This is a genomic window from Microbacterium fluvii (assembly GCF_025515205.1).
In the GTDB taxonomy this organism is placed as follows: Bacteria; Actinomycetota; Actinomycetes; order Actinomycetales; family Microbacteriaceae; genus Microbacterium; species Microbacterium fluvii.
In genome coordinates, this window is record NZ_JAOPFX010000002.1 from 100,884 (window position 1) to 118,365 (window position 17,482).

The 17,482-nt window shown below is 71.8% G+C and carries 15 protein-coding genes; 10 read left to right on the forward strand and 5 right to left on the reverse strand.

Features of this window, described 5'->3' with window-relative positions:
• The first annotated feature begins 220 nt into the window (after positions 1–220).
• On the forward strand, positions 221–1,486 hold the full coding sequence (locus tag OAW74_RS09170) for a CaiB/BaiF CoA transferase family protein (RefSeq protein WP_262874057.1): 1,266 nt from the start codon (positions 221–223) through the stop codon (positions 1,484–1,486).
• Positions 1,486–2,265: an enoyl-CoA hydratase/isomerase family protein gene (locus OAW74_RS09175; protein ID WP_262874058.1), complete on the forward strand. Its 780-nt coding sequence runs from the start codon at positions 1,486–1,488 to the stop codon at positions 2,263–2,265. The genes OAW74_RS09170 and OAW74_RS09175 overlap by 1 nt, the downstream gene beginning before the upstream one ends.
• Before the next feature lie 15 nt (positions 2,266–2,280).
• Here OAW74_RS09175 and OAW74_RS09180 read toward each other — a convergent pair whose 3' ends face one another.
• From OAW74_RS09180 to OAW74_RS09195, 4 genes are all read right to left on the reverse strand, one after another.
• Positions 2,281–3,204, reverse strand: coding sequence for a PDR/VanB family oxidoreductase (locus OAW74_RS09180; protein WP_262874059.1), 924 nt, complete (start codon positions 3,202–3,204; stop codon positions 2,281–2,283).
• Positions 3,205–3,222: 18 nt separating this feature from the next.
• Positions 3,223–3,849, reverse strand: a complete 627-nt coding sequence (locus OAW74_RS09185) for an MSMEG_1061 family FMN-dependent PPOX-type flavoprotein (protein WP_262874060.1) — start codon at positions 3,847–3,849, stop codon at positions 3,223–3,225.
• A gap of 86 nt (positions 3,850–3,935) precedes the next feature.
• Positions 3,936–5,843: a helix-turn-helix domain-containing protein gene (locus tag OAW74_RS09190; RefSeq protein ID WP_262874061.1), complete on the reverse strand. Its 1,908-nt coding sequence runs from the start codon at positions 5,841–5,843 to the stop codon at positions 3,936–3,938.
• Between the two features lie 19 nt (positions 5,844–5,862).
• Positions 5,863–6,729 carry an alpha/beta fold hydrolase gene (locus OAW74_RS09195; RefSeq protein WP_262874062.1) on the reverse strand — a complete coding sequence of 289 codons (867 nt, stop codon included), beginning with the start codon at positions 6,727–6,729 and terminating at the stop codon, positions 5,863–5,865.
• 192 nt (positions 6,730–6,921) lie between these two features.
• On the opposite strand from OAW74_RS09195, the gene OAW74_RS09200 reads away from it, so the two are divergent.
• Genes OAW74_RS09200 through OAW74_RS09235 form a run of 8 tightly spaced genes read left to right on the forward strand, consistent with a single transcriptional unit; the run spans position 6,922 to position 15,957 of the window.
• Positions 6,922–8,199, forward strand: coding sequence for a hydroxymethylglutaryl-CoA reductase, degradative (locus OAW74_RS09200; protein WP_262874063.1), 1,278 nt, complete (start codon positions 6,922–6,924; stop codon positions 8,197–8,199).
• Positions 8,196–9,176 (forward strand): hydroxymethylglutaryl-CoA lyase, encoded by a 981-nt coding sequence (locus OAW74_RS09205; protein ID WP_262874064.1) that lies wholly within the window; start codon positions 8,196–8,198, stop codon positions 9,174–9,176. The genes OAW74_RS09200 and OAW74_RS09205 overlap by 4 nt, the downstream gene beginning before the upstream one ends.
• A complete protein-coding gene (locus OAW74_RS09210; RefSeq protein WP_262874065.1) occupies positions 9,173–10,402 on the forward strand; it encodes a CaiB/BaiF CoA transferase family protein in 1,230 nt (409 codons plus the stop codon). The genes OAW74_RS09205 and OAW74_RS09210 overlap by 4 nt, the downstream gene beginning before the upstream one ends.
• Positions 10,399–11,223, forward strand: a complete 825-nt coding sequence (locus OAW74_RS09215; protein ID WP_262874066.1) for an FAS1-like dehydratase domain-containing protein — start codon at positions 10,399–10,401, stop codon at positions 11,221–11,223. The genes OAW74_RS09210 and OAW74_RS09215 overlap by 4 nt, the downstream gene beginning before the upstream one ends.
• On the forward strand, positions 11,220–11,858 hold the full coding sequence (locus OAW74_RS09220; protein ID WP_262874067.1) for an FMN-binding negative transcriptional regulator: 639 nt from the start codon (positions 11,220–11,222) through the stop codon (positions 11,856–11,858). Before OAW74_RS09215 ends, OAW74_RS09220 begins: the two co-directional genes overlap by 4 nt.
• A 23-nt stretch (positions 11,859–11,881) precedes the next feature.
• Positions 11,882–12,883 (forward strand): ornithine cyclodeaminase, encoded by a 1,002-nt coding sequence (locus tag OAW74_RS09225; RefSeq protein ID WP_262874460.1) that lies wholly within the window; start codon positions 11,882–11,884, stop codon positions 12,881–12,883.
• A gap of 8 nt (positions 12,884–12,891) precedes the next feature.
• Positions 12,892–14,367 carry an amidohydrolase gene (locus OAW74_RS09230; RefSeq protein WP_262874068.1) on the forward strand — a complete coding sequence of 492 codons (1,476 nt, stop codon included), beginning with the start codon at positions 12,892–12,894 and terminating at the stop codon, positions 14,365–14,367.
• 6 nt (positions 14,368–14,373) lie between these two features.
• Complete coding sequence (locus OAW74_RS09235) at positions 14,374–15,957, forward strand: amidohydrolase (RefSeq protein ID WP_262874069.1); 1,584 nt, start codon at positions 14,374–14,376, stop codon at positions 15,955–15,957.
• Here OAW74_RS09235 and OAW74_RS09240 read toward each other — a convergent pair whose 3' ends face one another.
• Positions 15,958–17,478: a PucR family transcriptional regulator gene (locus tag OAW74_RS09240; RefSeq protein WP_262874070.1), complete on the reverse strand. Its 1,521-nt coding sequence runs from the start codon at positions 17,476–17,478 to the stop codon at positions 15,958–15,960.
• Between the last annotated feature and the right edge of the window lie 4 nt (positions 17,479–17,482).

Here is a 17,482-nt window from a genome sequence, read left to right on the forward strand (position 1 = left end):
ACCTGCCGGGCGGTGGGAGTTGCGCTTCACGGCATCGTGCAGCGGGTGCTGGGTGTCCGCGGCCACGATGTGCATCGAACGCTAGTGAGGCGTATCCGAATCCGATATGTGGTGAATCACCACTGCCAGGACGGGATTATGGTTCCAGACCCCGTCCTGGGGGCACTTTCGGGGGTGCGATCATCGTGATCAGGAGATCCGGCAGAAGAAGGATGCAGCGATGATCGATGAGCAGACCCGCACCTGGCTCGAGAGCCTCGGCAGTCTCGATGTGCGGCCGGGCGCTCTGGCGGGGGTCGTCGTCGTCGACGTCACCCGCGTCGTGGCGGGGCCCTACTGCTCGATGATCCTCGCGGATCTGGGGGCGACCGTCATCAAGGTCGAGCACCCCGACGACCCCGACTACACCCGCACGTTCCCGCCCCTGCTCGAGCGCGAGGGGGCGCCGGAGCTCAGCGGCTTCTTCGCGCAGTACAACCGCAACAAGCTCGGTCTCACTCTCAACATGCGCCACCCCGATGGGCGGCGCACGCTCGAGCGCCTCGTCGAGAAGGCCGACGTGCTCGTCGAGAACTTCCGACCGGGAACGATGGAGCGGCTCGGGGTCGGCTACGACCGGCTGCGCGAGGTCAACCCCCGCCTCGTCTACGCGGCGCTCAGCGGCTACGGTCAGCACGGCCCGTATCGCGGCCGGCCCGCGTACGACAACAGCGCGCAGGCCACCGGCGGGCTCTGGTCGATGAACGGCCCCGCCGGGGGGCCGCCCATCCGCGTGGGGACCATCATCGGCGACCTGGGCGCGAGCCTGTACGGCGTCATCGGGGTGCTGGCGGCGCTGCGGCACGCCGAGCACACCGGCGAGGGGCAGCTGGTCGACATCTCCCAGCAGGACTCGGTGCTGACCCTCACCGAGAACGCCGTCGTGTCGTACACGACCGACGGCACGATCCCGCAGCCGCTGGGCAATCAGCATCCGTTCGTCCGACCTTATGAACTGTTCGCCTGCGCGGACGGGTTCGTGTTCTTCGGCGGATACACCGACAAGTTCTGGAAGATCTCGTGCGAGATCTTCGGCGAGCCGGGGGAGTACGACGCCCACCCCGATCTGCAGAAGATGGCCGTGCGGTTCGACGAGGACGTGTACCGCACGCGCGTCAAGCCGATGGTCGATCGGTGGTTCGCCGATCGCACGAAGGCGGAGCTCGAGCAGCTCGCCGGCGATCTCGTGCCCCTGAGCGCCGTGAAGGACATCGGCGAAGTGGTCGCCGACCCGCAGATCGCCGCCCGCGACATGATCGTCGACGCGGACTACGCCGGCTACGGCTCGCTGCGCACGTTCGGCTCGCCCGTCAAGCTCGATCGCACTCCTCCCAGGGCCAGGGGCCTCGCCCCCGACATGGGAGAGCACTCGGCCGAGATCCTCCGCGGATTCGTCGGGCTCGGCGACGACGAGATCGCCGCCCTCAGCGAGAGCGGAACCATCTGATGGGCAGGATCGGCCTCGAGCGCGACGGCGCGCTCGCCGTCATCACGATCGACCGACCCGACAAGCTCAACGCCCTCACGCTGTCGATGTATCAGGAGCTCGGCGCCGCCTTCGACGAAGTGCGCGACGACCCGCGCATCGGCGTCGCCATCCTCACCGGCGCCGGCGACCGGGCCTTCTGCGTGGGAGCCGACCTGCAGGAGTCCATTCCCGCCCTCGGTGAGGGGCGGTTCGACATCAGCGAGTGGGACGGCGCACACCAGAAGCATTCGCGTCTGGACAAGCCGGTCATCGCCGCCGTCAACGGACTGTGCCTGGGCGGCGGGTTCGAGATCCTGCTGTCGACCGACATCCGGGTCGCGTCGTCTGCGGCATCCTTCGCCCTTCCCGAGACGGGCGTCGGGGTGGTCCCCGCCGGCGGCACGCTGGTGCGCCTGGTGCGGCAGATCCCCTATGCGTTCGCGATGGACCTCATGCTGCGCGGCACCCGCATCGACGCCGACACCGCGCTGCGCTACGGGCTGGTCACCCGGGTCGTCGCGCCGGAGGAGCTCGAGTCCACGGCGCACGGGATCGCCGAGGAGCTGCTCGGCAAGAGCCGTGTGGCCCTGTCGGTGATCACGCGCGCCGTCCGAGAGCTCGCCGACCTGCCCTACGACGAGGCGTTCCGGCGCGAGGCGCAGATCGGGCAGGAGGCGTTCGCGAGCGCGGACGCGCGCGAGGGCCTCGCGGCGTTCGCGCAGCGCCGGCCGCCGGTGTTCCCGTCGGCGACCTCGTGAGCGGATGCGGTCGGCTCAGGCGTCGACGGTGAGCCGAGGCGAGAGCGACCTCGACACGCACGGATAGACGGTCGTCGAGGAGTCGTCGGTGTTGAGCGAGTCGCGATGCTCGGGCATGCCGTCGAGCACCTGCAGCGCGCACGACCCGCAGATCCCGCGGAGGCACGATCCGGACACGGCGACCCCCGCGCCCTGGAGCGCCTGGAGCATCGACCGGTCGGCCGGCACCGTGACGACGAGGTCGGAGCCGCTGCAGTACACCTCGAACTCCTCGTCGGGGCGGTACTCGCGAGCGATGGGCTCGAATCGCTCGAGGTTGATGCTCAATTCGGGGCGGCGGTCGCGCAGCTCGATGAGCGCGTCGATGAATCCCTGCGGGCCGCACGTGTACACCTCGGTGCCCTCGGCCAGGCCCGCCGTGAGCTCATCGAGATCGATCCGTCCGTCGACGGCGCTGAGGTGCACGCGGGCACGCGAACCCAGCGCATCGATCTCGGAGCGGAACGCCACGTCGTCTTCTGTGCGCGCCAGATAGAGCATGCGCCAGTCGGCGCCCGCGGCCTCCAGGTGCCTGGCCATCGACAGGATCGGCGTGATGCCGATGCCGACCGCGAGCAGCAGGTACGACGGCGCGTCCTGCAGGGCGAAGTGGTTGCGAGGAGGCCTCGCCCACACCGTGCTGCCGACGCGGAGGAAGCGGTGGATGTAGTGCGATCCGCCGCGCGAGAGCGGCTCGAGCTTCACGGCGATGCGGTAGCCGCGCTCGTCGTCGGGGTCGCCGCACAGCGAGTACTGGCGCTCCTGGCGCGTGATCAGCTGGATGTCCAGGTGCGATCCGGCCTCCCACCTCGGCAGCGGAGCGCCCTGCGCGTCTTCGAGGCGGATGCTGACGATCGACGGGGTCTCACGTCGCAGCTCGCGCACGACGAGCGGCATCATCCCTGCGCGGCTCGCCATTCAGTAGAGCGCCCGGTACGCGTCGACCATCGCGCCGTCGATGACGTCGCCGACGGAGGAGTCCCAGCCCGACATGCTCGCCCAGATCTGGCCGGAGCTGGGCACCTCGGCGGCGAGGTCCTGCATCTCGGGGTCCCACAGCCCCGCGCGCAGCAGCGCTCGTCCGCAGTGGAGGTAGACCTGCTCGGTGCGGATCACGATCGCGAGGTCGGGCTGCACGTGGTCCTGCTCGAGCATCGACCGCAGCGTCGGGTCGTCGGTGATGAAGGCGGTGCCGTTGATGCGCAGCGTCTCGGTCATGCCCGGCACGAAGCACAGCAGTCCGACGTGCCCGTTGTCGATGATGTTGCGCATCGAGTCGGCGATCTTGTTGCCGAGGCGGTCGGGGATCGCCAGGGTGCGCTCGTCGAGCGGCCGGATGAAGCCCGGATAGTCGCCTCGAGGAGAGCTGTCGCAGTTGCCCTGCGCATCGGAGGTCGCGAGGGTGCAGAACGGGGAGTGGGCCAGGAAGGTCAGGCAGTTGTCGTCGAGGTGATCGGTGATCTTCTGGATCGCCGCATCCGTCGGGTCGCCCAGCGTCGAACGCACGTCGTCCAGCCCGAGGGCGCGAAAGTCCGTGGACAGCATGCTTCGACGGTAGACCATGCGAGGTGGCGGCAGCACGGGTTCGCGCCACAGCGGAGCGCCGCCGCCATGGGTCCTTCACCCATTGGTCAGTCGTCGGGCTGGAGCCGCGCACGCAGCTCGTCGAGGCGCACCGCGATGCCGAGCCGGAAGAAGCGCTCATCGTCGCGCCACGAGGCGCCCAGCACGTGGTCGAGGCGCTCGAGCCGCTGCAGGATCGTGTTGGTGTGGAAGTTGAGGGCGCGCGCCGTGCGGGTCGGACTGCCGCCGTTGCGCACGAACGCGCGGAGCGTTCCCAGCAGGTCGGCGTTGCGCTCGCTGTCGTAGCGGCGCACGGGGCCGATCGTCTCGTCGAGGAACGCGGTCAGCCCCTGCGCGTCGGTGTCGAGGATCGCGGAGTAGGGCAGGAAGTCCTCGACGCGCACGGTCGTGTCGGCGACGCCGAGCGCCGTCGCCAGGCGAGCGGTGCGCATCGTGGCGCGGAACGAGCCGGCGAGTCCGCCGGGCGCCGCCGGCGAAGTGACGGCGATCACGGGCGCGCCGACGAGCTTCGACAGGCTGCCGCGTACGCTCTCGGGCTCGACCTGCGCGTTCTCGCGGGTGTGCGCCGCGATCACGAACCCGCGGTATTCGCCCACGAGGGCGTGCTCGTCGAGCTGACGGCTGAGCACCTGCGCGGCCGCAGCCTGGTGCTCGGCGGGAACGACGAGCACCAGCAGCGACTCGAGGGCGCGCACGTCGAAGCCGAGCCGGCGTGCCCGGCGCTCCACGTCGGCACGGCGCTCGGGGACGTCGTCGAGCAGGTCGGCGAGCAGCTCGCTGCGGATGCGCTGATCGGCCCCGGATGCCGCTTCGTGCTGGAGTTCGAGGAGTGCGCCCACCTGCGCGGCGCGCTCGACCGTGCGCAGGTCGACGGCGCCGAACGAGAAGGCGCCCTCGCCGAGCAGGATCGCGCCGAAGTGCCGCTTTCCGGCGGTGAGGGCCGCGATGGCGTGCACGCCGTCCCGATCGGTGATGACGCAGTGGCCGGAGCGCCTGCTCTCGGCCAGCGCGGTGCGCAGGGGCTCGGCGATCTCGAGCATGCCGGGTGCCAGCGGCAGACCGGCCGCGGCGATGATCTGGTCGTTCGCGTCGAGGATCGCGACCGAGCGGTGCAGGGCTGTCGCCAGCGTCTCGGCGACCGACGCCCATCCGCCGCCGGCGAGCACGGCCTGCACGAGGTCCTGATGCACGGTGTTGGCGCGGTCGCGCTCGGCGAGCGTGGCCGTGAGACGGTCGAGCGCGCGGCGGCTGGCGGCCTCGGACTCGCGGAGCTCCCGCAGCATCTGCGTCGTCTGCAGGATGATCGACGCGTGGTCGGCGAGCCCCGACAGCAGCGCGACTTCATCGGGCGAGAACGCCTTGCGCTCGCGGTTCGCCACGAACAGCACACCGAGCACGTCGTCGCTCGTGAGCATCGGAACCCCCAGCAGCGAGACGAGTCCCTCCGCGGCGACGGCGTCGTCGACGCCGGAGTCGTGCCGATCGGCCGCATACGACGAGTAGTCGTCGACCCACTGCGCGGCCCTGGTCTCGACGACGACGCTCGCCAGGCCCCGCCCAGGCGGAACCAGCAGCGACCGGAACGACCCGCTGACCGAACCGCTCGTCTCGCGCACCCGCAGCTCGCGGGTGTCGACGTCGAACTCCGACAGGTAGGCGACGTCGACGTTCATCATCTCGTGGGCGCGCTGCACGAGCCGCGCCAGCACGGCGTCGCTGTCACGCAGCTCGGCGAGCTCCCGCGCGCTCGAGAACAGCGCCGTTAGCTCGTGCTCGCGGCGGCGCAGCCGCGAGAGCTCGAGCTGTGAGCGACGCACCAGGTCGGCGAGGCCGGTCGCCTCGTCCCGACTCACGTCGAGGGCGTCGAGCGCATCGCTGACCGCGGTCGGACCGACCAGATCCGTGCCGAAGGCCGCGTCGAGGAGGGCCGCGATCGCGGTCGATTCGTCTGGCATCCGGTCTCCTCCGCCTCGCTCAGCTCTCGGTGCGCTGCGCGATCCGCTCGTCGGCGCGCTGCGCCGTGCGCAGCAGCGCGTGCGCGAGATCGGGCCACAGCTCGTGCGGGATCAGATGCCCCATGTCGGGCTGCACCTGAAGCTCCGCGCCGTCGATCGCCTCCGCCATGTCGACGGCCGCGCTCCAGTGCAGCACATCGTCGTCTCGGCCGTGCAGCACCAGCGTCGGCACCGTCACCTCGCGCAGGCGCTCGAGGCGCTCCGGTGCGCGACGCAGCGCCGCCCACTGCCGCGAGAACCCCTCCGGCGCGTAGCCGCGATCGTAGGCGATGCCGGCGCGGTCGCGATGCCAGGCGACCTGCGGGTCGTATCTGCGCGCCGGCGAGGCCAGGACGGCAGCTTCGGCGAACGCGACGGCCTGCTCGCGGGTGATGCGCACGGGCGCCTCGCGCAGCTCTGGACGCTCGCCGTGGAGGATGTAGCCAGGATTCTGGCCCGGGATGCTGGAGAGCAGGCCCAGGCTGCGCATGCGCTCGGGGTGCTCGATCGCCACCATCTGGGCGATCATGCCGCCCATCGAGTGGCCGGAGAGGTGGGCGGACTTGACGCCGAGATCGTCGAGGATGCGCACGACGTCGTCGCCCATGTCGGCGAGGCCGTAGCCGCCGTCGATGTCGTCTTCGGTGCCGAAGCGCTCCGAGAAGCCGGTGTCGCGGTTGTCGAAGCGCACGACGCGCAGGCCGCCGGCGGTCAGGAGCGAGATGAACTCCTCATCCCAGCTCAGCAGCTGGGCGCCTCCTCCCGAGATCAGCACGAGCACCGGGTCGGCGTCGTCGCCGAAGACCTCGTAGTAGAGCCGCACGTCTGCGGTGTCGGTATAAGGCATGTCGGCTCCTCCTTCAGACGGCGAACGGCCCTGCCGAGTCTAGGAGCACCGACGACGGCTCCCGATGTGTTGAAAGTACACGCAATCGCCTCCAGGCCGGGCGAATGCTCCATCGATGTCGACACGTCCGACATCTAGTGTCGTCAGCAGACAGCGGTCACGCGGTGCCGTCTGCGACAAGGAGGGCGGCGAATGCCAACGAACAGCCGGATCCCGGGACTGCGGGACAACGACCCCGATGCGCGCCTCGCGCTCGTCGCCGCGGGCGCACAGGTGCAGGCCGCGGATCTCGACGGGCTTCGTGCCGACGGCGGGCTGTCTCTCGCGCAGGCCGACCACATGATCGAGAACGTCGTCGGCCTCATCGCCATCCCGGTGGGGGTGGCCACCAACTTCACGATCGACGGGGTCGACCGGCTCATCCCCATGGCGACGGAGGAGCCGAGCGTCGTCGCGGCGGCCTCGAACGCGGCGCGCATGGCCCGCGGCCACGGCGGCTTCGCGACGTCGTACACGGGCGACATCATGGTCGCGCAGATCCAGGTGCTCGACGCGGTCGACCCGCACGGCACCCGCGTCGCCCTCCTGCTCGCGCGCGACGAGCTGCTGGCGCTCGCCAACGAGCAGGACCCCATGCTCGTGTCGGTCGGCGGCGGCGCCTTCGACATCTCGGTGCGCGTGCTCGGCACCCGCGCCGGCGCCCAGGTGATCGTGCACCTCCATGTCGACGTCCGCGATGCGATGGGCGCCAACGCCGTCAACACGATGGCCGAGGCGATCGCCCCTCGGATCGCGCAGATCGCGGGGACCCGCACGCTGCTGCGCATCCTCACCAACAAGGCCGACCTCCGGCTCACGCGCGTGCGCGCCGTGTTCGACGCCGAGCAGCTCGGCGGCCCGCAGGTCGTCGACGACATCGTCGCCGCGAGCGCCTTCGCCGAGGCCGACCCCTACCGCGCCGCCACCCACAACAAGGGGATCATGAACGGCATCACCGCGGTCGTGCTCGCCACGGGCAACGACACCCGCGCGGTCGAGGCCGGGTGCCACTCGCACGCGGCCCGCGACGGCGACTACCGCGCGCTGTCGCGGTTCGAGAAGAACGCCGACGGCCACCTGACGGCGACCCTCGAGGTTCCGCTCGCGGTGGGCCTCGTCGGCGGGGCCACGAGGGCCCACCCCGCCGCGCAGGCCGCCGTGAAGCTGCTCGGCGTCTCCACGGCGAGGGAACTGGCGAGCGTCGTGGCCTCGGTCGGACTCGCCCAGAACCTCGCCGCGCTGCGCGCGCTGGCGGCCGAGGGCATCCAGCGCGGCCACATGACCCTGCACGCCCGCACGATCGCCGCCACGGCCGGCGCCACCGTCGACGAGGTGGGCGCCGTCGCCGCGCGCATCGTCGCCGATCGGCGCATCCGCGTCGAGCATGCGCGCGATGTGCTGGCCGAGCTGCGCGCGGCGGCATCGAGATGACCGCCCCGGCTCCGCAGACGGTGCGCGAGCCCGGGCTGCCCTCCCGCGTCACCGTCTTCGAGGTCGGCCCCCGAGACGGACTGCAGGCGGAGGCCGACATCATCCCCGCGGCCGTGAAGGCGCAGCTGTGCCGCCGACTGTACGCCGCCGGTGTGCGCGACCTCGAGGTGTCGAGCTTCGTGCCGGCGACCTGGGTGCCGCAGCTGGCCGATGCCGCGGAGGTCTTCGCCGAGCTCGACGTGCCCGCCGGCGCCCGCGCGGTCGGCCTCGTTCCCAACCTGCGCGGCCTCGAGCGCGCCCTCGAGTCGGGCGTGCGGGAGGTCTCGGTCGTCGTCAGTGCGACCGAGTCGTTCGCGAAGGCCAACCTCAACAACAGCCGCGAGGGTGCGATCGCGCGTGCCGTCGAGGTGATCGAGCAGGCGACGGCATCCGGACTTCCCGTGCGCGGCTACGTGTCGATGGCGTTCGGCGATCCGTGGGAGGGGAGCGTCGAGACGGATGCGGTCACCTCCGCGGCGGCGGCGCTGCACGAGGCCGGGTGCCGCACGGTCGCCATCGGCGACACCATCGGCGTCGCGACCCCGGGGCTGACCACCCACGTGCTGGAGGCGCTGCTGGCCGAGGGACTCCCCATCGAGGCGACCGCCCTCCACCTCCACGACACCTACGGTCAGTCGCTCGCCAACGTCTACGCCGCCCTGCGGCTCGGTGTCGCGGAGTTCGACGCGTCGGTCGGAGGGCTCGGCCGATGCCCGTACGCCAAGGGGGCGACCGGTAACCTCGCGACCGAAGACCTCGTCTGGATGCTGCACGGCCTCGGCATCGAGACCGGACTCGACCTGAACGCGCTCGTGGCGACCACGGCGTGGCTGTCGCGCTACCGCGGCGTGCGCGCGCCGTCGACGGTCGCCACGGCGCTGCTGCTCGCCGGGGTCGACGACCCCGAACCGCTGGCCATGGAGGCATCACCCACATGAACCACACTCTTCCCGCTGCACCCGGTGCGCTCACCGGTGTCACCGTGCTCGACCTCTCGCGCGTGCTCGCGGGGCCCTATGCGGCGCAGATGCTCGCCGACCTCGGCGCGACGGTCGTCAAGATCGAGAACCCCCGCGATCCCGACGTGTCGCGCGGCTTCCCGCCGTATCTCACCGACGGCGACGAGGAGTTCAGCGCCTACTACGCGCAGTACAACCGGGGAAAGCTCGGTCTCGGCATCGACCTGGCGACTCCCGAGGGCAAGGACGTGCTGAGGGATCTCGTCGCCCGGGCCGACGTGCTCGTGGAGAACTTCCGCCCCGGCACGATGGAGAAGCTGGGCCTCGGCTTCGAGAGCCTGCACGAGATCAACCCCCGCCTGGTCTACGCGGCCATCTCCGGGTACGGACAGACCGGATCCCGCAGTCGCCGACCCGCGTTCGACAACACGGCGCAGGCCGCCGGCGGGATGTGGTCGATGAACGGCTACCCGGGGCTTCCCCCCGTGCGGGTCGGGGTGACCATCGGCGATCTGTCCGCGACGCTGTTCGCGGTCGTCGGCGTCCTGGCGGCGCTGCGGCACGCCGAGGCCACCGGCGAGGGGCAGCTCGTCGACGTCGCCCAGGTCGACAGCATCCTCGCGCTCACCGAGACGGCCGTGGTCGACTACACCGTCACCGGCAAGGTCGCTCAGCCCGCAGGCAACGAGCACGCCTGGGTGCGGCCGTACGAGCTGTTCGACTGCGCCGACGGGCAGGTGTTCTTCGGCGCCTACACCGACAAGCTCTGGAACGCCAGCTGCGAGCTGTTCGGCACCCCCGAGCTGGTGGACGACCCCGAGATCGACACGATGCGCAAGAGGTTCGACGCCGACACCTACGAGCGCCGGGTCAAGCCGATCGTGGCCGGGTGGCTGAAAGACCACACGAAGGCCGAGCTCGAGGCGCTCGCCGGCGACGTCGTGCCGCTGACGGCGGTGAAGACCGTCGGCGAGGTGGTCGACGACCCGGGCACCGCCGAGCGCGACATGATCGTCTCGGCCGACTACGGCCCGCTCGGGACGCTGCGGATGTTCGGCCAGCCGATCAAGCTGTCGGCCACTCCCGCGACGCCGGCCCGCACCGCGAACAGGTTCGCCGAGCACACCGACAGCGTGCTCGCCGACCTCGTCGGCTACGACGCCGCCCGCATCGCCGAGCTGCGCGCAGCCGGAGCCCTGTCGTGACGGTGGTGCGCGAGGCGCTCATCTCGGCGGCCACCGTCGAGGCCTATCGGGGCACCTTCGCGGCCGGCGAAGAGGCGCTCGCCGAGACCGGGACGCTTCCCCCCGCCTGGGAGGGCGTGTTCTTCCCCTTCGATGCCGCGCTCGCCGACCTCCGCCCCGACGGCACTCCGGCGCGCGACGGCGTCGTGCCCGAGATCGACCTTCCTCGGCGCATGTACGCGGGTGAGACGACCGAGTTCGTGCGCCCCGTGCCGATGGGCGCCACCGTGACGCAGACGACGCGGTTGGGAGACGTCGTCGAGAAGTCCGGATCGCACGGGCGGCTCGTCTTCGTCGACGTCGTGCGGGAGTACGCGGTGGCCGGCGAGACGGCCGTGCGCAGCGTGTGGCACGACGTCTTCCTCGAGCAGGCGGACCCGGATGCCCCGGCGCGCCCGCCGCGCACCGATCACGACGTGGCACAGGGCGCCGACTGGGTCGAAGATCTCGTGCTGGACGCCCGGCAGCTCTTCCGCTTCTCGGCGCTCACCTTCAACACGCATCTCATCCACTACGACCGCGCCTGGGCCCGCGACGTCGAGGGGCTGCCCGACCTGCTCGTGCACGGCCCGCTGACCCGCATCCTGCTGATGGACGCCGCCCGTCGCAACGTCGAGGGCCGCACGCCTGCGCGGCTCGACGTACGGGCGATCGCCCCCGTGCTGGTCGATCGCCCCCTCCGGGTGGCAGGTCGCACCGAGGGCGACCGCACGCGGGTGACCGCGCTGAACCAGGACGACGTCGTGCTCGCCGTCGCCGACATCGATTGGACCAGGCCATGAGGCACAACCCCGACTACCGCCTCGACGACGAGTCGAGCATCCGCGAACTCGTCCGCGAGAATCCGTGGGCGACGATCGTCAGCCACGTCCCCGGTGCGGGGCTCGTCGCATCGCACTACCCCGTGCTGCTGGACGAGGACGCCGAGGGGATCGTGCTGCTGAGCCACGTGGGCCGACCCGACGAGAGGCTGCACGAACTCGGGCGCCACGACCTGATGGTGATCGTCTACGGCCCGAGCGGCTACGTGTCACCGGGCTGGTACGACGTGTCGCACGCCGTACCGACGTGGGACTTCGTCGTGGCGCACCTGCACGGCACCCCCGAGATCCTCGCCGACGACGAGAACCTGCGGGTGCTCGATCGCCTCGTCGAGCGGTTCGAGCGCGTGCTGCCCGACCCCTACCTGATGAACAGAACGCTGGAGAACGCCGACTATGCGGCACGGATCGTGCACGGCACGGTCGGCTTCCGCATGGTCGTCACCCGATTCGAGGCCAAGGAGAAGATGAGCCAGGACAAGCCGGCCGACGTGGTCGCCCGCGTCATCGAGGCGCTGCGGCAGCCGGGGCCGTACCGCAACCCCGCGCTGGCGTCGCGCATCGAGCGCACCCGAGTCGAAGCGGTCGCCCCGTGACCGCGTTCGTCGGCGTCGCCGAGATGGTGAAGTGGATCGCGCACCACGGCGTCGAGCGCATCCTGGCCGAGATGACCGAGACGATCGAGGCCGACTTCCGCCGATGGGAGTCGTTCGACAAGACCCACCGCATCGCCAGTCACACGCCCTTCGGCGTCATCGAGCTGATGCCGATCAGCGACCCCGACACGTATGCGTTCAAGTACGTCAACGGGCACCCCTTCAACCCCGCCCGCGGCTATCAGACCGTCACCGCGTTCGGCGTGCTCGCCGACGTGCACAACGGGTACCCGGTGTTCCTGGCCGAGATGACGCTGCTGACCGCGCTGCGCACCGCGGCGACGTCGGCGATGGTCGCCCGCCGCCTCGCGAGGCCCGACTCCCGCGTCATGGCGATGATCGGCGCGGGAAGCCAGGCGGAGTTCCAGGCGCTCGCGATGCGCGCCGTGCTCGGCATCGACGAGCTGCGGATCTACGACGTCGACCCCGCCGCCATGGCCAAGTTCGAGCGCAATCTCGCCCCGCGCGGATTCCGCATCACGGTGTGCGATTCGGCGTCGCAGGCCGCCCGAGGGGCCGATGTGATCACGACCTGCACGGCCGACAAGGCGGTCGCCCAGGCGCTCGTCGACGCCGACGTCGCACCCGGCGTGCACATCAACACCATCGGCGGCGACTGCCCAGGCAAGACCGAGCTCGATCCGCGCATCCTCCAGCGCGGGCCGGTGTTCGTGGAGTACACGCCGCAGACCCGCATCGAGGGCGAGATCCAGAACGTGGCCGCCGACTTCCCGGTGACCGAGTTCTGGCGCGTGCTCCTCGGCCACGCGCCGGGGCGCACGAGCGCCGATCAGGTGACCATCTTCGACTCGGTGGGCTTCGCGATCGAGGACTTCTCGGCGCTGCGGCACCTGCGCGCCGACGTCGCCGGCTCCGGGCTCGCCCAGGAGATCGACCTCGTGGCGGCCCCCGACGACCCGAAGGACCTCTTCGGCTTCGCGACCGCCCCCGTGCCGGTGGTGTGACGGCGCCCATGAGCGATGCCTCCTCCTCCCTGACCATCCGCGGTGCCCGCCCGTTCGGCGCCGACCCCGTCGACGTCGTCGTGCGAGACGGACGGATCACCGAGATCGCGCCGGCGGGCTCGACCGCTGCGGTCGGCGAGGTCGTCGACGCCGATGGGCGCTGGATCGGGCCTGGCCTGTGGGACGCCCACGTGCACTTCACCCAGCACGTCGTGCGGCGCAGCCGCCTCGATCTCACGCGCACCGCGACGGCCGACGACGTGCTCGCCGTCGTCGGCAGGGCGCTCGAGGGCAGACCCCTGGCGACCGAGCGGATGCTGGTGGGCTATGGCTTCCGCGACGCGCTCTGGCCGGTGCCGGCCAGCCTCGCCGCGCTCGAGGCGGTCGCCGGGGACGCCCCCGTCGTGCTCGTGAGCGGCGATCTGCACTGCGGATGGCTCACCCGCGCCGCGGCGGCGCGCCTGGGCGTCGCCGTCGACGAGTCGGGGCTGCTGCGCGAGGGGCCGTGGATCGAGGCGCTGCACACGCTGGACTCGTCGTTCTCGCCGTCGATGCAGGAGTACCGGGAGGCAGCCGATGCCGCCGCCGCCCGCGGCGTCGTCGGGATCGTCGAGTTCGAGAACGACGACAACGTCGCCGCGTGGCCCGCGCGGGTGGGCGCCGGGGTGACGTCGCTGCGCGTGGAGGCGGCGGTCTGGCCGAACCGGCTGGAAGCGGCGATCGCGCAGGGCCTGCGCACCGGCGATGCCCTCGACCCGACGGGTCTCGTCTCGTTCGGGCCGCTCAAGGTCGTCGTGGACGGCTCGCTCAACACCCGCACCGCGTGGTGCTGGGACCCCTATCCCGGGGCGGATCCCGCCTCGCCGCACGCGTGCGGCATGCAGGGCGTCGATCTGCCCGAGCTCCGCCGACTGCTGGAGCGCGCCCGCGTGGCCGGCATCGCCGCCGCGGTGCACGCGATCGGCGACCGCGCGAACAGCGAAGTGCTCGACGTCTTCGCCGAACTCGGCATGCACGGCACGATCGAGCACGCGCAGCTCGTGCGCGACGACGACTTCGCGAGGTTCGCCGCGCTGGGGCTCGTCGCGAGCGTGCAGCCCGAGCATGCGATGGACGATCGCGACGTCGCCGACCGCCACTGGCCGGGGCGCACCGACCGCGCGTTCGCCTTCGCCTCGCTGCACCGCGCAGGGGCGCAGCTGCGGCTCGGCTCCGACGCGCCGGTCGCCCCGCTCGACCCGTGGATCTCGATCGCCGCCGCGACCGCGCGCAGCCGAGGCGACCGCGACGCCTGGCACCCAGAGCAGCGCCTCGATCTCGACGTCGCGCTGGCCGCATCCGTCCGCTCGTCCCTGGCGGTAGGGGAGCAGGCCGACCTCGTCGTCGTCGACCGCGACCCCGGCTCGTGCGACCGCGACGAGCTTCGCGACATGCCGGTGGCCGCCACCCTGGTGGGTGGCCGTTTCACGTGGCGGGAGATCTGAGGAGAGATGGCCGCACAGCTGTTCATCGGCGCGAAGGTGTTCACGGGTGCTTCCGAGGGCGAGTTCGCCACCGCGTTCCGCATCGTCGACGGGCTCGTCGACTGGGTCGGCTCGCAAGAGGAGGTCGCCGGCGAGGAGGCCCTCGACCTGGGCGGCCGCACCGTCGTGCCCGGGCTCATCGACAGCCACACCCATCCCGCGGTGATCGCCGGAACGGCGCCGGCCGTCGAGTGCTTCCCGCCGGCGGTCGCCTCGCCCGACGAGCTCGTCGCGGTGCTGCGAGCGCACGCCGATCAGGCGCAGGGGGAGTGGATTCTCGGCCGCGGCTTCGACGACACGAAGTTCCCCGGCGCGCGCATGCCGACGGCGACGGACCTCGATCGGGTCTCGACCGATCGTCCCGTGCTGGTGTGGCGGTGCGACGCACACTCGGCCGTGTGCAACTCCCGCGCGCTCGAGATCGCGGGGATCACGGCGGCGACACCCGACCCCGACGGCGCCCGCTTCGAACGCGACCCCGACGGCCGGCCGACCGGTGTGCTCACCGAGCTCGCGGCGGTGCAGGCGGTGGCCGCCTTCATCCCCGCCCCGACGCGCGACGAGCAGATCGACGCGCTCGTGGCCATCGGCGACGAGCTGACCTCGCGCGGGATCGTGGCCGTGTGCGACCTGCTGTCGACCCGCGTCGACGATCCGCTGCACACGTTCCGCGCTGCCGCGGATCGGGGGATGCGCACGCAGGTCGCGCTCTATCCGGGGTGGGATCCGCAGCATCCGCTCGCCGATCTGCGACCGGGCGACCGCGAGGGTCGGATCAGGGTCGCGGGGGTCAAGGTCGTGCTCGACGGTGCGTACTCCAACCGCACCGCGTGGGTGCACGAGCCCTACCCGGGGTCGTGCGACCACGGTCTGAGCCTCGTCCCCGACGGCGAGGTGCGGGCGGCGGCCGCGTGGGCGCGGCGCAACGGGGTGCAGCTCGCCCTGCACGCCATGGGCGACCGGGCGCTCGATCGCGTGCTGGAGCTGTTCGGCGACGAGGAGCCGTGGCTGGAGGGCGTCCCCTCGGTGCGCATCGAGCACGCCACGATCGTGAGCGACGAGTATCTCGATCGGCTGCGCGCGGCGCGCATGTCGTTCGGCATCGCCACCCACACGGTCTTCTTCTTCGCCGAGTATGACGGCTACCGCACGGCCCTGCGGGCCGAGCAGGTTCCCGACGCCTACCCGATCGCCCGCCTGTACGCGGGACTCGAGCCGCTCGCACTGTCGTCCGACCGCCCGGCGACGGCGTGGAGCGGGGCCGACGACGTCATGCTCTCGGTGGAGGCGGCCGTGCGGCGTCGCACCTACAACGGGGTGGACTTCGGGCCGGCGGCGGCGATCAGCCCCGCCCAGGCGCTGCTGCTGTACACCGGCAGGGCGAGACTCCTGTCGCCGCTGGAGGGGGTCGGGATGCTGCGCCCAGGCTTCGAGGGCAGCTTCGTCGTGCTCGACCGCGACGTGTTCACGGTTCCGAGCGACGAGATCGCCGGGGTGCGGGCCGCCGAGACCTGGATCAGGGGCGAGCGGGTCTACACCGCCGCGCGCTGATCAGCCCGCAGACGATCCGCGCGGATCGGTGTCGATCGTGCGGCGCCGGGCCCCCAGCAGGCGCACCCGGCAGGCCAGTTCGAGCGCGAAGCGCGTGTCGGGGTCGTCGAGGTCGACCTCGAGCGCGGCCTTGATGCGCTTGAGGCGGTAGCCCACGGCGTTGGGGTGGAGGTTCAGCTCGCGCCCCGCGTGCGCGAGCGAGTTGCGGTGGGAGAGGTACGACAGCAGCGTGCGCGCGGCGGTGAGGGCCCGCTCCGAGCCGAGGTCGTCGAGCGGGCGCAGGAGGTCGTGCAGCAGGTTGCGGCTGATCGGCGAGGCGTAGACGTCGAGCAGCACCCGTCGCAGGCCCGTCATGTCGGTGAGCTCGACTCCGCCCGGCCGTCCCGCGGCGATCGCCGATTCCACGGCGATCCTCGCCTCCGCGGCGGACTGCCGCAGCCCCAGACCGCCAGGCTGCGGAGTGCCGAGTCCGAGCGTGTAGGTCCATTCGTCGCCCATCAGCCTCTCGGCGTGGTGCTGCACGCGCACGGCGACCTCCCGCATCCGCCGCTGGTGGTCGCCCGCTCCGTGCTCCTCCGTGCTCACGAGCATGAGGTCGTCCTGCACGAAGGCGACGTGCCACATCTCGTCGCGCCCGTCGACCGACTGCAGTGCGAACAGCTCGAGTGCCGGCTGCACGCTGCGCGGCGCGCGCGACCCGGCGTCGGCTCGGTGCGTGGGCGAGAGCCAGGCGACGCAGTGGGAGAGCTGGAGGGGGAGCCCCAGGCGCGCCGCCTGCGGGGCGAACCCTTCGACGCGCGACGACTCGGCGAGCACCAGCTCGACCAGCAGGTCGGACCGGGACTGGGTGGGCGCGTAGCGGTCGCGCACCTGCAGCTGGGCCACGCGCGAGAGCAGCGCCGCGATGACGGGCACGGCGATCGTCGTCGCGGCATCGGGGTCGGTCGCCACGATGCGCCCCACCGGCACCTCGCCGACGCAGACGACGTCGGGGGCCGACCACGGCGCGAGCGGGTCGTCGACGAGCGAGAGTCGTGCGCCGAGGGTGCGCTCGGCCTCGGCCAGGATCCCCTCGAGAGTCGCCGACGGCACGGCGGCGGCCTCGGTGGCCCGGTCGATCGCCTGCGTCGCCCGCAGCAGCGCCGCCGACGCCCCGCCGGCGATGACGCGATCGATCGACACCGCGAGGTCGGCGGTGGCGACGCCTGGCGCGGCGAACACGGGCACTCCACCCCGCGAGGCGAGTGCTCTGGCCGTGTCGGCCATCACGAGGTCCGACGCGAAGACGAGGCCGGCGAGCTGCTGCGCCACCGCCTGGCGCAGCGCGACGTCGACGCGGAACGCGGGCGGCGGCTCGTCGCCCGCGACGATCACCAGGGTGTCGGGGCCGATGCCGGAGATGCGGTCGACGGCGGCGACCTCGACCCGCACGATGGGGCGGGCATCGTGCGGACCGGCGAGGTGACGGATGCCGAGTCTCGCGGCATCCGTCAGCAGGTCCGTGACCGAATACTGTGCCATGAGC

Coding starts and splice junctions, on each gene's coding strand:
- OAW74_RS09185 (WP_262874060.1), bottom strand. CDS start 3,849: ATGCTGTCCACGGACTTTCGCGCCCTCGGGCTGGACGACGTGCGTTCG.
- OAW74_RS09195 (WP_262874062.1), bottom strand. CDS start 6,729: ATGCCTTATACCGACACCGCAGACGTGCGGCTCTACTACGAGGTCTTC.
- OAW74_RS09180 (WP_262874059.1), bottom strand. CDS start 3,204: ATGATGCCGCTCGTCGTGCGCGAGCTGCGACGTGAGACCCCGTCGATC.
- OAW74_RS09235 (WP_262874069.1), top strand. CDS start 14,374: ATGGCCGCACAGCTGTTCATCGGCGCGAAGGTGTTCACGGGTGCTTCC.
- OAW74_RS09170 (WP_262874057.1), top strand. CDS start 221: ATGATCGATGAGCAGACCCGCACCTGGCTCGAGAGCCTCGGCAGTCTC.
- OAW74_RS09190 (WP_262874061.1), bottom strand. CDS start 5,843: ATGCCAGACGAATCGACCGCGATCGCGGCCCTCCTCGACGCGGCCTTC.
- OAW74_RS09240 (WP_262874070.1), bottom strand. CDS start 17,478: ATGGCACAGTATTCGGTCACGGACCTGCTGACGGATGCCGCGAGACTC.
- OAW74_RS09205 (WP_262874064.1), top strand. CDS start 8,196: ATGACCGCCCCGGCTCCGCAGACGGTGCGCGAGCCCGGGCTGCCCTCC.
- OAW74_RS09230 (WP_262874068.1), top strand. CDS start 12,892: ATGAGCGATGCCTCCTCCTCCCTGACCATCCGCGGTGCCCGCCCGTTC.
- OAW74_RS09200 (WP_262874063.1), top strand. CDS start 6,922: ATGCCAACGAACAGCCGGATCCCGGGACTGCGGGACAACGACCCCGAT.
- OAW74_RS09175 (WP_262874058.1), top strand. CDS start 1,486: ATGGGCAGGATCGGCCTCGAGCGCGACGGCGCGCTCGCCGTCATCACG.
- OAW74_RS09225 (WP_262874460.1), top strand. CDS start 11,882: ATGGTGAAGTGGATCGCGCACCACGGCGTCGAGCGCATCCTGGCCGAG.
- OAW74_RS09210 (WP_262874065.1), top strand. CDS start 9,173: ATGAACCACACTCTTCCCGCTGCACCCGGTGCGCTCACCGGTGTCACC.
- OAW74_RS09220 (WP_262874067.1), top strand. CDS start 11,220: ATGAGGCACAACCCCGACTACCGCCTCGACGACGAGTCGAGCATCCGC.